Here is a 12,795-nt window from a genome sequence, read left to right as displayed (position 1 = left end):
AAGCGGGCCTTGCCCGATTTAATGGAATTGGCCCCGCTTTGCGCCAGGGTGGCGTTCGATGGACATGATGATGCCTACGCACAGCATCATGGTCAGCATGGATGACCCGCCATGGCTGACAAAGGGCAAAGGTATGCCGGCCACGGGCGCGAGGCCCACGACCATCAACAGGTTGATCATGATGTAAAAGAAAATGGTGCAGGTCAGGCCCGCGGCGACCAATTGACCATAACGGGTCTTGCTCTCCATCGCGACGGTCAAGCCCCAGCGCATGAGCAGGAAATAGAGAAACAGAATGAAAAAGCCGCCGATTATGCCCCATTCTTCGGCCATGGTGGCAAAGACAAAGTCGGTGTGGCCCTCAGGCAGGTAATCCAAATGGCTTTGTGTGCCATTGCCAAAGCCTTTGCCAAATATGCCACCCGAACCAATGGCGATTTTCGACTGGGTGATATGATAGCCAGCGCCCAAAGGATCATTTTCGGGGTTGAGGAAAATGAGCACGCGGTCTTGCTGATAAGGTTTGAGGCCAAAGAAATAGACCAAGGGAGCAAATATGGCGATGGCCGCACCCGCGCCCCAAAAATAGATCAGCGGCAATCCGGCCATAAAGCCCACCACGCCCAAGCCAAAGGCATAGGCAATAGCAGCGTCAAAATCAGGCTGGATAATGACCAGCGCGCTTGGCAGCAGCAACAATGCGCCCAGCGGCCAAACAGCATCAATGCCAAGTATGCGGTTGGGTGGAAGCCGGTCGAAAAACCAGGCGGCGGCCAGAACCATCACCGGTTTCATCAGTTCGGATGGTTGCAGCGTGATGATGCCCAAGTTGATCCAGCGCTGGCTACCACCGCCGATGAATCCCAAAAGTTCTACGGCCACTAGCATGAGCAGCAACAGCAGATAGAGCGGAAAAGTTATCGATTTCCAGAACTCCAGACTCATCCGCGACATGATGATGACCATGCCGAGCAGGACCAAAAAGCGGATGAGATGCTTGCCTGCCCATGGGTCAAAATGCCCACCCGCAGCGGAATAGAGCACAGCAGCGCCAAAGCCCACCAACGCCATCAGGATGAAAATGACACGCCAAGGCAAAGCGGCAACGGGGGCAGGGACGATGCCGTTCATGCCGACGGGTCCAATGGGGGAGGTGGCGCTGGCTGGTTTTGGAACACGGCATATTTGGCGCCCATACGCTTTTCTATATTGCCGCCCCAGCCAGCCTCCAACGCCTCCAGCGACGCCATTGCCCGTTCACGGTCATAGATGAAGGTGAGCACATCCTTGGCAATGGGGGCCGCTGCGCGCGCGCCGCCCATACCATGTTCGATGACGACCGCTGCGCCGTAACGCGGCTGATCAACTGGGGCAAAGCATACAAACAGGCCATGATCGCGATATTTCCATTCGCCGGACTGCCCACGTTGCGAACCTGATATGCGGCGGACCTGCGCTGTTCCGGTTTTCCCCGCCATGGCGATGCCTTCAAGCGGCAGTCTGCTGCGAACGGCGGTCCCATCACCGTTGACGACCAAGTTCATGCCCTCACGCACGACGTCGAGATGCGCCTTGGGAAAGGACAAAGGCTTAGGTGCCGCGCGTTTGCCCATCAGAATTTCCGGCTGTATGTCCAAGCCAGACGCTATGCGCGCCGACATCAGGCCCAGTTGGAATGGGCTGGCGATGACATAACCCTGACCAATGACGGCATTGAGCGTGTCGGACTCGGTCCATTGCTGATCATATTTACGCATTTTCCATGCGCTGTCGGGCACAGTGCCATAACGTTGCGAAGGGAAGGGCAAGGAAAATTCCTGACCCAGCCCAAGCTCACGCGCCACAGGTGCGATATTGTCATAGCCAATCCGACGCCCCATTGCATAAAAATAGGTGTTGCAGCTTTTCATAATCGCGGTGGTCATGTTGACTGGGCCATGCCGCCCAAGGCATTTGAAAACGCGATTGCCAAGCCGGTATCCGCCATTGCAGACAACCATTTCTTCGGGGTCAACGCCATGCCGCAGCATGGCAAGACCGGCGACTGGTTTCAACGTCGAACCTGGCGGATACAGACCCTGAAGCGCCTTGTTTAGCATGGGGATATGGTCGTCGCTGTTCAGCATTTTCCATTCGACGCGGCCAATGCCGTCGGAAAAGCTGTTGGGATCGTAACAGGGCATTGATGCCATGGTGATGATATCGCCCGTTAGGCAATCGAATATGACCACGGAACCCGATTCAAGGCCGAGCCGCCGTGCGGCGTAATTGTGCAGGTCAATATCGATCGTCAGTTGGACGGGCTTGCCCGGCGTCTCGGGCCGTGTGGTCAGGTTACGCACGATTTTACCGCGCGCGGTGACTTCGGTCCGCTGGGCACCGGGTTTGCCCTGTAGCCTGTCCTCAAGCGTTTTTTCGAGGCCATCCTTGCCAACCTTAAACCCCGGTGTGATCAGCAGCGGATCTTTGTTCTTTTGATATTCCTCCGCAGACACCGTGCCGATATAACCGATCAAATGCCCGACCGCTGCGCCGCTGGGGTAGAAGCGCGAATAGCCCTGGCGTGGGCTGACGCCGGGCAGATCTGGTAAGCGCACGCTGACCGCTGCGAACCGGTCATAATCCAAACCGTCGGCGACTTGCACGGGTTGAAACCCTTGTGCATTTTTCAACTCGCGATGGATGCGGTCAACATCGTCTGTTGAAAGCGCCAGTAATTCGGCCAGCGTCTGAACTGTTTCGTCTTTATTTGTCAGCCGGTCAGGAATGATGTCGACGCGAAAATCGGCCCGGTTGGTTGCTATAGGCTTACCAAATCGGTCAATGAACCAACCGCGGCGCGGCGGTATGATGGTCAGGTTGACGCGGTTACTTTCGGCGAGCAGCTTGTATTTTTCATTATCTGCAACGGCGATAAAGGACATGCGCGCGGCAACGGTCAGGCCAATTGTGGCCTGCACGCCGCCCACAAAAGCGGCGCGGCGTGTGAAGGTGAAATCAAGCTGTACTGATGTTAACTGCTTTTCGATTTTCATGTTGCTAATCGCCAACGATCGAGACGCGCGCATATGCGCACAACGAGCGGATATAGCAATATGGACAAGATGATCTGCGGAAATAAAACCATTGGTTCAGGTGCGGCGTGGGCGATGCCGGCAATCCACCAACCCCCCAGCAGCACGGCCATAATGAGCAATGCGGCAATCAACCAATCCCGCAGATAATCGCGCCATATGGCGCGCGAATCGATAATCTCGACAATGAGCATCGCGAGCGACCAGAGCAGGCCGGCGCTGCCAAAAGGTTGGCCGCTGAAAAGATCATCCATCAATCCGAATGGAACGCCCGACCATATGGGCCATAATCCGGGCCGCATCAGACGCCAGCTTAAAAACATCAGGAGCCCGAATGGCGGCAAAAGAGGTCCGGCGCTAAAAACGGGCAGGGTGGTGACCATTGATGCCAAAATCACCGAGGCAATGGGAGTTGCCAACATTCTGAGCATCGATTGTTCGCGGTCAAAACGACTTTTATATTCCCGTCCTGGCCGGTTCGGCAATCGAATGGCGCTGACCGGAATTTTCACTCCGCCACCTCTTTGGTTTCACCATCTGGGGCGAGCATCTGCTGTTCGGTTCTCGCCTCTTCCAGATAAGGCTTCATCACAATGGCATATGGCGTGTTGGCGGGATCGGCAAAGGGCAGGCCAAGCGCACCGTCGCTGGTTTTGCGGATGACCCGTGCAAATGGGATATTCGCGCCATACAGCCCGCCATTGCCAGAGGTAATGATGATGTCACCGACCTTGAAGGGATTTTCGCCCAGGTTCAGCGGCTTGATCAGAACGAACCCGTTGCCAAGGCCTGCCGAAAATGCCGGCAGACCATCGCTGGCCCGCATGACGGGAACTAGGTTTTCGCTGTCCGTTACCAACAATACGCGCGCGGTCGTTGGCCCTGTTTCTATAACGCGGCCGATAAGTCCGGCTGGCCCACGAACAGGTTGGGCGCGTTCAACACCGAAATTACGCCCAATCGATAAGGTGGCGATCCGCCGTGTGCTTGATGCGGTGGAACTGATCAGGCGACCAACGGCCACTTGCTGCATATCGCCATCAGATAAGTTGAGTAACCCGCGAAGCCGGTCATTTTCGATACGCAAGGCCCGCACCTCGATGAATGCGTTGCGGCTCGCCTTCAATTCTTTTTCGAGTGTTACATTTTTCGATGCTGCGTTGATATAGGCCGAAATAGAGTGCGTTATCGCTTGTGTGGATTGCTGTGCCTTACTGACCACCCGTGCGACGGGAGCCGTTACTTCAGTGCCAAGGATTCGCAATGCAGAAAATCCAGCCGGATCGACCACCGAAATCGTCAGAAGCAGGGCAGCCACTATCGTTCCTGCAATCGCAACCACATAAGTTACGAACAGGCTATATTGCGCCTTCCGGGAAAATCCCGAGCGCCGATGTGGCGGCGGCGCCATCCTAACCACACCCTAAGCGGTGAGCAGGACGCCGCGGAAGATCGGGTCTTCCATGGCCCGGCCAGTACCAATGGCAACGCAGGTCAGCGGATCTTCGGCAACGGTGACAGGAAGGCCGGTTTCATCGCGCAGAAATTCGTCAAGACCGGCCATCAAAGCGCCGCCACCAGTCAGAACAATGCCTTGATCTACGATGTCAGCTGCCAATTCTGGCGCGGTGTTTTCTAATGCAACGCGCACACCTTCGAGGATGGTGCCGATCGGTTCCGATAAGGCTTCGGCAATCTGGCCCTGATTAATCGAAATTTCTTTCGGCACGCCATTTACAAGATCACGGCCCTTGATGTGCAAGGTCTGGCCAACGCCGTCGGCGGGCGGACGGGCGGTTCCAAAATCCTTTTTGATCCGCTCTGCGGTTGCTTCTCCAATCAGCAGGTTATGGTGTCGTCTCACATAAGACACAATCGCTTCGTCCATCTTATCACCACCGGTACGCACGGAGGTTGTGTACGCAAGGCCGCGTAAGGACAGGATAGCAACTTCAGTAGTGCCGCCGCCAATATCGACGACCATGGAACCAATAGGTTCCGTTACGGGCATGTCTGCACCAATCGCAGCCGCCATTGGCTCTTCAATCAGGAACACTTCCGATGCGCCCGCGTTCGACGCAGCATCGCGAATCGCCCGCCGTTCTACCGATGTCGAACCTGATGGAACGCAAATAACGATTTCGGGATAGCTAAACATCCGGCGCTTACCATGCACCTTGTGGATGAAGTATTTGATCATTTGTTCGGCAACATCAATGTCTGCAATCACGCCATCGCGTAACGGACGAATGGCCTCAATGCTGTCGGGTGTCTTGCCCATCATCAGCTTGGCGTCATCGCCAACGGCCTTTACGCGCTTGATACCGTTTATGGTTTCAATCGCTACGACAGACGGTTCGTTGAGGACGATTCCTTGCCCGCGCACATAGACCACCGTGTTGGCGGTGCCGAGGTCGATAGCCATATCCTGCGATGCGAAACGGAAAAACTTGCCAAATACCATGTAATATTCACCCAATCCGGTTTGGTGAGAGTCCTTAGGAGCGCGTCCATATAATCGCGCGGTCCTAGCGGAATTTGCTGTTTTTAAAAACAGATATTTGGCTGGATTGCGGACGATTAAGGAGTCGCTTGAACAGTCCGCTTGGGCTAGGAACCTGCGGATGTCAATAAGAAGGCTCCCCGAAAATCTGGTCAACCGCATTGCCGCTGGCGAAGTGGTGGAAAGACCGGCCAGCGCGTTGAAGGAGCTGGTCGAAAACGCTATTGATTCGGGCGCGCGGACCATAACCGTGCGCTTGAGCGCAGGCGGCATTGATCTGGTGGAAGTCACCGACGATGGCTGCGGCATGTCCCCATCCGACATGGCATTGGCGCTGGAACGCCATGCGACGTCCAAACTGCCCGATGAAGATATTGAGATGGTCTCGACTTTGGGTTTCCGGGGGGAGGCTTTGCCGTCGATTGCCAGCGTGTCCAAAATGACGATGGAGAGCCGACCGGCGGGAGCCGAGGGCTGGACGCGGACAGTCGACCATGGCGTTGTGACAGGCGAAGGACCTGCCGCCTTGCCCGTTGGTACAAGGGTGCGCGTTGAAAATCTGTTCGGCAATGTGCCCGCACGGCGCAAATTCCTGCGCAGTGCGCGCGCCGAATATGCAGCCGCGCTCGACACGATGAAACGGCTTGCGATGGCACGGCCGGACATTGGCTTTGTTGTCGAACATGAAGGACGGCGCGTCTTGGCGGTGCAGCCGACATCGATGCGGCCCGAACGTGTTGCCGCGCTCACCAGTCATGAACTGATCGACAACAGCGTGGCGCTGGATTTTGAGCGGGAGGGCGTGCGCCTTGGCGGCGTGGCCAGCCTGCCGACGTACAATCGTGGTGTCGCCGACCATCAATTTCTGTTCGTCAATGGCCGTCCGGTGAAGGACAGGCTCCTTATCGGCGCAGTGCGCGGGGCTTATGCCGAAATGTTGGCGCGGGACAGGCATGCGGTGGTGGCCTTATTTCTCGACCTGCCGCCAGCTTTGGTCGATGTGAACGTCCATCCCGCCAAAACAGAAGTGCGCTTTCGTGATCCAGCGCTGATCCGCGGGATGATTGTATCGGGCCTGCGCCATGCGCTCGACCAATCTGGCATTCGCAGCGTGCAACGGCCAAGCGCCGACGCGCTGGCGGCGTGGCAACAGGAACCGATGCAAACCGCGCAAGGTGACATATTTGCGCGGCCTACACCGCTTGGGTCAACTGCCTACCAAGGAAATTATGGCCAGCGTCCGGCTTATCCGTCAGCGCAGGAAAGCCGCAGCAGCTTTGCCGATATGGGTGCAATTCCCGGCGAAGACCTGGCGCCCTTATGGGGCAGAGCCGCCGAAGCGCACGCGCCCGTCCCCGAACGCGCCCGCAACCCGCTCGGCGTGGCGCGCGGACAGGTCGCCAACACTTATATTGTGGCGGAGGCCGAAGACGGCCTTGTCATCGTTGACCAACATGCCGCGCATGAACGGCTGGTGCTTGAACGTATGCGCAAGGCGATGGCAGCAGCAGGCGGCGCAGTGCCATCGCAAGCCTTATTGTTACCCATTGTCGTGGAATTGGAAGAACCCGCCTGCGACCGTCTTGAGGCGCGGGCAGAGGAGCTTTCCGCCTTTGGGCTGGACGTCGAACGCTTCGGCCCCGGCGCAATGCTCGTGCGCGCGACGCCAGCCGTGCTCGGCGATGGTGATGCCAAAGGCTTGCTTGAGGACCTCGCCGACGATCTGGCGGCTTATGACGACGCGCTATCGCTTAAGGAACGCATCGACCATGTCGCCGCAACGATGGCCTGCCACGGCTCCGTCCGCGCCGGCCGCGTGCTCTCCGTCACCGCAATGAACGCGTTGCTCCGCGAAATGGAAGTCACCCCGCATAGCGGCCAGTGCAACCATGGCAGGCCGACTTGGGTGAAGCTGGCATTGGGAGATGTGGAGAAGCTATTTGGACGGAAATAGCTGACATTCCCGACATTTCATCAACTCAAACATTAAACCTGAACAGCATTATATCGCCGTCTTTGACGAGATATTCCTTGCCTTCTGAGCGCCATTTACCCGCTTCTTTCGCGCCGGCTTCGCCGTTATACTGGACATAATCTTCATAGGCCATGGTTTCGGCGCGGATGAAGCCTTTTTCGAAATCGCTGTGGATCGCGCCTGCCGCATTGGGCCCGGTTGCGCCTTTGGTGACGGTCCAAGCGCGGGCTTCTTTGGGGCCGACGGTGAAGAAGGTTATGAGGTGGAGCAATTCATAGCCAGCGCGGATGACGCGGGCGAGGCCGGTTTCGGTGAGGCCCAAATCTTCGAGGAAAACTTCGCGGTCTTCGGTCGGCATCGTTGAGATTTCGGCCTCAATCGCGGCGGATACGACGACGGCTTCGGCGCCTTCGGCCTTGGCCTTTTCAAAGACGCGGGCGGACAAGGCATTGCCAATGGCGGCGCTGGCCTCTTCAACATTGCAGACATAGAGCACGGGTTTTGCGGTCAAAAGCTGCGCCATGTGGAAATGGCGTTCTTCTTCGGCATCGTCGCGCTTGGTCAGGCGCGCTGGTTTGCCATCGCGCAGCAGGTCGAGAGCACGGCCAAGCACAAGCGCGCTGATTTTCGCTTCCTTGTCGCCCTGAGTCCCTTTTTTGATGAGGTTCGGCACCCGCTTTTCAAGGCTTTCCAAGTCGGACAGCATCAGTTCGGTTTCGACGGTCTCCGCATCGGAAATCGGGTCGATCTTATTGTCGACATGTTGAATGTCGTCATCTTCGAAACAGCGCAAAACGTGGACGATGGCATCTACTTCGCGGATGTTGCCGAGGAACTGGTTGCCAAGGCCTTCGCCCTTGGACGCGCCGCGCACAAGACCCGCAATGTCAACAAAACCCAATTGCGTTTCGATAATCTTCTGACTGCCACCGATTTTGGCGATGGTCTGCAAGCGCGGATCAGGGACGGCGACATTACCGATATTGGGTTCAATCGTGCAGAAGGGATAATTTGCCGCTTGCGCCGCCGCCGTTTGCGTCAACGCATTGAACAAGGTGGACTTGCCCACATTGGGAAGGCCCACAATACCGCATTTGAAACCCATGACATATCCTTGATATTCTGAATTGTGCCGCGATGACGCGTCGTTGGCCGCGCCGTAGCGCCATGCGGTACAAAATACCAGAGGCGGCTTCAGTCCTTAATCATGCACGGCCTTGATGAGCGGACCATAAGGTGAATTTCCAAGCCATGCGCGCTGCGTTTCTGCCGAAACCTTATTGATCGCCTCCTGCGGCTTGGCGACGGGGTGTACCATCTGACGCAACGGACGGCTTCCGGCGGGCATAGCAATAATCTCGGCTATAGCGCGCGGCACGTCGAAGATATCGGCGCTTCGGCCTGAGCCATCTTCCGTGCCCATGCGCGACGTAAACATTGCATAAGCAGCTTTGCGCTCTTCATCAGCGCGTGCGAGCAATTCGCCGGTGTAGCGATTGCGGTTGCGCCACACATCGGTTGGATAGCCACCGGGTTGAATGATGGTTACCTCAACGCCATGAGGCGCAAGCTCATACGCCATTTGCTCGCTCATCGCCTCAAGCGCGAACTTCGTTGCTGAATAATGGCCGCCGCCTGGCAAAATTACGCGGCCAAGCTGTGATGATATGTTGAAAATTTGGCCACGTTTGGCCTTACGCATGGCTGGCAGCACAGCGCGCGCGACACGGTGACAGCCATAGACATTGGTATCGAACATCAATTGTGTTGCGGCTATGTCCTGCATCTCGACCGGTCCGGTCAAGCCGATGCCAGCATTGTTGATGAGCGCGTCCAAGGCGCCCCCAGCAATCCGCTGGGCCTCAGCTACACCGTTGGCAACCTGCTCGTCGGACGTCACATCCATTTCGATAATAGTGATATCCAGATTTTCCTTCTGGCTTGTCGCTTTCAGCTTGTCAGCTTCTGCCCGTGGCAAATTGCGCATGGATGCAATCACTTTTGCGCCAGCGCGGGCGTAATGCAGTGCACCGGCATAGCCAAAACCCGATGAGCTGCCGGTAATAAGGATAGATCTGCCTTTAAGATCTGGCGCAGCGACTTGCGCTACTGCAGGTGAGCCGATGGTGGTCGCAGTAGTGATAGCGGCAGCGGCGCCAAGCAATGTCCTGCGGTTGATTGTCGAAATGGGGTCCATGGGGTTCCTCTCTGATGATACACACAATTATCTATGTAACTTCGTGAAGCGAGTCCATCCAGCGTTGCAGTTCGTTGGGGCTTTCCAGTTAAGGTGATCCATGTGGAATAATGGAAGGCTAAGTCCGCGGCTAAGCGCGCTGTAAGTTTTTTAATCCTGCTGCAACCGCATGGCGACGTCGTTCATGAAGCGGACGTCATCGCCCTTGGCCAGCCAATCGGCTTCGGCGGATACAGCGCCGAGTAAATCGGCCAGATCGTCAATCTCGCTCTTGTGAAAATTGCCGAGGACATAGCCGGTGACGCGGTCTTTGTTGCCGGGATGGCCAATGCCCAAACGGACACGACGGAAGTCTGCGCCGATATGGTCGGTGATCGAACGGATGCCATTATGGCCCGCCGCGCCGCCTCCAAATTTAACCTTCACCTTGAATGGGGCAAGGTCGAGCTCGTCGTAAAAGACGGTGACATCCTTGGGTTCAAGCTTGTAGAAATCCATCGCGGCGCGCACACTGCGGCCGCTTTCGTTCATGAACGTTGCGGGTTTTAAGAGGATGATTTTGTTGGAGCCAAGCCGCAGTTCCTGCACCCAGCCCAAGAATTTCTTGGCAGGTAGCGGCAGTTCGTGAATTTCGGCCAGCGCATCAAGCGCCATGAAACCGATATTGTGGCGGTGCATCGCATAGGTGGCGCCTGGATTACCGAGACCTACCCATAATTGCATGATTGGTCTCCCCTCCCGCAGGCGGGAGGGGCTGGGGGCGGGTGACTCTTGCCACGCGCTCCCTCACCCTCCCAGTTTTGTAGCTCTGTCCCCCGGACAGAGCCAAAGACAAAACTCCCCTCCCGCACGCGGGAGGGGGACTTGGTCGCATTAAGCTTACGCTTCGCCTTCGACTGTCGTGTCACCATCGCTCGACTTAAGCGCCGATGGTGCAACGATGGTCGCAATGGTGAAGTCGCGATCGGTGATCTTGCTTTGCGAACCCTTGGGCAGCTTTACGTGGCTGATGTGGATAGAATCGCCGACGTCAAAGCCTGCAACATCGATCTGGATGTCGTCAGGAATTTTGTCATTTTCGCAGATCAGTTCGAGTTCATGACGCACGATGTTCAAAACACCACCGCGCTTCAGGCCGGGTGACGCGTCTTCGTTGACGAAAATCACGGGAACTTCAACATCGACCTTTGCGCCCTTGACGATGCGCAGGAAGTCAACATGTGTTGGACGATCGCTGACCGGATGAAAGGCAACATCCTTTGGAATCGTAATTTGTTTTTTGCCACCAAGTTCGATCTCGACGACGCTGTTAGAAAAATGGCCAGTCATCAACAATTTGACGAGCGCCTTTTCTTCAACGTGGATAAGTTCGGGTTCTTGTTTGTTGCCGTAAATGACGGCGGGCACTCGGTTTTGACGACGCAATTCGCGGGAGGCTCCCTTGCCTGCCCGATCGCGCGTCTCTGCCGACAATGTCAGCTGATCGCTCATGTTGATTCTCCAAAAAAGTTACCTTGCCGCCACGCCTCCAGGGATGACCATGCACGACAAGCGGGCGCCTATATGCGGGTTGCCCACGAAAGGCAAGCTTGTTGGCGCGTTACGCCAGCGCTTTGTAGAGGCTGAATAGGCTTGTTGCGATCAGGACGATGCTGACTGCGAACAGCAATAGGCGCGGTTGAATGCGTTTGGCGACCATTGCCCCAAAGGGCGCGGCCAACAATCCGCCAATCAACAGGCCGCCGGTTACGACGGTGAAGGCTTCCAACCCTATCGTTAGAATGAAGGTCATCGACACCGCAACGGTCAGAAAAAATTCTGCGGTATTAACTGTGCCGATTGTTTTGCGCGGGTCCGCGCCTTGGATCAGCAGGTTGGACGTGACCACTGGTCCCCAGCCACCGCCGCCAGAGGCGTCGAGAAAACCACCTATCAGGCCAAGTGGCATGGTGACCTTAGGATCACGCGGCTTATGTTCATGCGTGAAGCCCCATGCTTTATACAGAAGGTAGAAACCGATGAGCGTCAAATATCCCATAACGAAAGGCCGGGCTGCATCGGTGTGCACGCTCGCCAACAAATAGGCCCCAGTGCAGCCACCAATGACGCCGGGAATCGCAATGCGGGCAAAAAGCTTCCAATCGATATTTTTGTGTAGAACATGGCTAATGCCAGACGCGCCCGTCGTGAACATCTCGACAAAATGGACACCAGCGGAAGCGCGGGCAGGGGCGACGCCCATGACACTGACGAGCAAAGTGCTGCAAATCACGCCAAAGGCCATGCCCAGCGCGCCATCAACCAACTGCGCCGCAAAGCCGACGGCGATGAAAGGCGCAACTGACGCCCAATCGACATTGGCAATATATTCAATCATCCAAATCTCGCACTGACAGGGTCCACGATTGCTCCGGCATGAAGCGGCCTTAGTTGATTAGCCACAGACTTGCACCTTGGTATTTTATTGGCCGCTCGAAAGAAGCGGTTTAGCGGCAACAGAAGCTGAAGCTGCTCAAAAGCTTATTCCGCCGCCTGCAGGTAAATATCGGCATCCACGACATCGGTCAGGTTGATACCGTCGAGCAGATTGGCCGTCTTGTCCCGTACCTGAAGCATCAGCGCGCGTGTGCGGCAATTTTCTTCCTCGACGCAATTTTTGCACGTTTCATGGGCGTAGCGGCTCGCACAGGGAACCAATGCCAGCGAACCGCGCATGATGCGGATGAGGTCGCCATAGCTGATGTCAATCGGCGAGACGCCCAGCCAATAACCGCCGTCCTTGCCGCGCTGCGACGCCACCAAGCCGGAACGGGATAGTTCAGACAAGATAACAGTCAGAAATTTGGGTGGAATTTTTTGCGCTTCGGCAATGTCGGCGAGCTGCACAGGCCCATTTCCATAATGGTCGGCAAGATGCTGCATTGCGCGAATGGCGTAACGGGTTTTTTGTGACAGCATACGCCCCCTTTGCGCCTCACGCCGTCAATTATCAACCCGCCAAGTAGACAAAGCGTCAAATAATATGGGATAGGATTCAGTTTCTTGG

At 56.3% G+C, this 12,795-nt stretch carries 12 protein-coding genes; 1 reads left to right on the top strand and 11 read right to left on the bottom strand.

What is annotated here, in order from left to right; all coding sequences use genetic code 11:
• Window positions 1-18: 18 nt before the first annotated feature.
• From rodA to Q0O33_RS05685, 5 genes are read right to left on the bottom strand one after another with little or no spacing between them, the layout of a single operon-like run.
• A complete protein-coding gene (rodA, locus tag Q0O33_RS05705) occupies window positions 19-1,131 on the bottom strand; it encodes a rod shape-determining protein RodA (protein ID WP_295497206.1) in 1,113 nt (370 codons plus the stop codon).
• Window positions 1,128-3,035 (bottom strand): penicillin-binding protein 2, encoded by a 1,908-nt coding sequence (gene mrdA / locus Q0O33_RS05700; protein WP_295497205.1) that lies wholly within the window; start codon window positions 3,033-3,035, stop codon window positions 1,128-1,130. The genes rodA and mrdA overlap by 4 nt, the downstream gene beginning before the upstream one ends.
• Window positions 3,032-3,586: a rod shape-determining protein MreD gene (gene mreD / locus Q0O33_RS05695; protein ID WP_295497204.1), complete on the bottom strand. Its 555-nt coding sequence runs from the start codon at window positions 3,584-3,586 to the stop codon at window positions 3,032-3,034. The genes mrdA and mreD overlap by 4 nt, the downstream gene beginning before the upstream one ends.
• A complete protein-coding gene (mreC, locus tag Q0O33_RS05690) occupies window positions 3,583-4,485 on the bottom strand; it encodes a rod shape-determining protein MreC (RefSeq protein ID WP_295497203.1) in 903 nt (300 codons plus the stop codon). The genes mreD and mreC overlap by 4 nt, the downstream gene beginning before the upstream one ends.
• A gap of 12 nt (window positions 4,486-4,497) precedes the next feature.
• The gene (locus tag Q0O33_RS05685) at window positions 4,498-5,538 is read right to left on the bottom strand and encodes a rod shape-determining protein (protein ID WP_295492618.1); all 1,041 of its coding nucleotides are present in this window, start codon (window positions 5,536-5,538) and stop codon (window positions 4,498-4,500) included.
• A gap of 160 nt (window positions 5,539-5,698) precedes the next feature.
• Here Q0O33_RS05685 and mutL point away from each other — a divergent pair, with 160 nt between their 5' ends.
• Window positions 5,699-7,531, top strand: a complete 1,833-nt coding sequence (gene mutL, locus Q0O33_RS05680) for a DNA mismatch repair endonuclease MutL (protein ID WP_295497202.1) — start codon at window positions 5,699-5,701, stop codon at window positions 7,529-7,531.
• 25 nt (window positions 7,532-7,556) lie between these two features.
• On the opposite strand, the gene ychF is transcribed toward mutL, so the two are convergent.
• The 6 genes from ychF to Q0O33_RS05650 form a co-directional block, all read right to left on the bottom strand.
• Window positions 7,557-8,657 carry a redox-regulated ATPase YchF gene (ychF, locus tag Q0O33_RS05675; protein ID WP_295497201.1) on the bottom strand — a complete coding sequence of 367 codons (1,101 nt, stop codon included), beginning with the start codon at window positions 8,655-8,657 and terminating at the stop codon, window positions 7,557-7,559.
• 96 nt (window positions 8,658-8,753) lie between these two features.
• Window positions 8,754-9,749: an SDR family oxidoreductase gene (locus Q0O33_RS05670; protein ID WP_366048319.1), complete on the bottom strand. Its 996-nt coding sequence runs from the start codon at window positions 9,747-9,749 to the stop codon at window positions 8,754-8,756.
• Window positions 9,750-9,899: 150 nt separating this feature from the next.
• Window positions 9,900-10,472, bottom strand: coding sequence for an aminoacyl-tRNA hydrolase (gene pth / locus Q0O33_RS05665; RefSeq protein WP_295497200.1), 573 nt, complete (start codon window positions 10,470-10,472; stop codon window positions 9,900-9,902).
• Between the two features lie 156 nt (window positions 10,473-10,628).
• The gene (locus Q0O33_RS05660; protein WP_295497199.1) at window positions 10,629-11,240 is read right to left on the bottom strand and encodes a 50S ribosomal protein L25/general stress protein Ctc; all 612 of its coding nucleotides are present in this window, start codon (window positions 11,238-11,240) and stop codon (window positions 10,629-10,631) included.
• A 109-nt stretch (window positions 11,241-11,349) separates the two neighbouring features.
• On the bottom strand, window positions 11,350-12,126 hold the full coding sequence (locus Q0O33_RS05655; protein WP_295497197.1) for a sulfite exporter TauE/SafE family protein: 777 nt from the start codon (window positions 12,124-12,126) through the stop codon (window positions 11,350-11,352).
• Window positions 12,127-12,269: 143 nt separating this feature from the next.
• Window positions 12,270-12,707, bottom strand: coding sequence for an Rrf2 family transcriptional regulator (locus Q0O33_RS05650; protein WP_295497195.1), 438 nt, complete (start codon window positions 12,705-12,707; stop codon window positions 12,270-12,272).
• Window positions 12,708-12,795 lie beyond the last annotated feature (88 nt).

It is taken from the genome of Sphingorhabdus sp. EL138, assembly GCF_945862485.1.
Taxonomy (GTDB): domain Bacteria; phylum Pseudomonadota; class Alphaproteobacteria; order Sphingomonadales; family Sphingomonadaceae; genus Sphingorhabdus_B.
Note: the sequence above shows the minus strand (reverse complement) of the source record. Positions and strands in the feature narration are given on the sequence as shown.

Coding starts and splice junctions, on each gene's coding strand:
- Q0O33_RS05655 (WP_295497197.1), bottom strand. CDS start 12,126: ATGATTGAATATATTGCCAATGTCGATTGGGCGTCAGTTGCGCCTTTC.
- Q0O33_RS05660 (WP_295497199.1), bottom strand. CDS start 11,240: ATGAGCGATCAGCTGACATTGTCGGCAGAGACGCGCGATCGGGCAGGC.
- Q0O33_RS05670 (WP_366048319.1), bottom strand. CDS start 9,749: ATGGACCCCATTTCGACAATCAACCGCAGGACATTGCTTGGCGCCGCT.
- ychF (WP_295497201.1), bottom strand. CDS start 8,657: ATGGGTTTCAAATGCGGTATTGTGGGCCTTCCCAATGTGGGCAAGTCC.
- mrdA (WP_295497205.1), bottom strand. CDS start 3,035: ATGAAAATCGAAAAGCAGTTAACATCAGTACAGCTTGATTTCACCTTC.
- Q0O33_RS05650 (WP_295497195.1), bottom strand. CDS start 12,707: ATGCTGTCACAAAAAACCCGTTACGCCATTCGCGCAATGCAGCATCTT.
- Q0O33_RS05685 (WP_295492618.1), bottom strand. CDS start 5,538: ATGGTATTTGGCAAGTTTTTCCGTTTCGCATCGCAGGATATGGCTATC.
- pth (WP_295497200.1), bottom strand. CDS start 10,472: ATGCAATTATGGGTAGGTCTCGGTAATCCAGGCGCCACCTATGCGATG.
- mreC (WP_295497203.1), bottom strand. CDS start 4,485: ATGGCGCCGCCGCCACATCGGCGCTCGGGATTTTCCCGGAAGGCGCAA.
- mutL (WP_295497202.1), top strand. CDS start 5,699: ATGTCAATAAGAAGGCTCCCCGAAAATCTGGTCAACCGCATTGCCGCT.
- rodA (WP_295497206.1), bottom strand. CDS start 1,131: ATGAACGGCATCGTCCCTGCCCCCGTTGCCGCTTTGCCTTGGCGTGTC.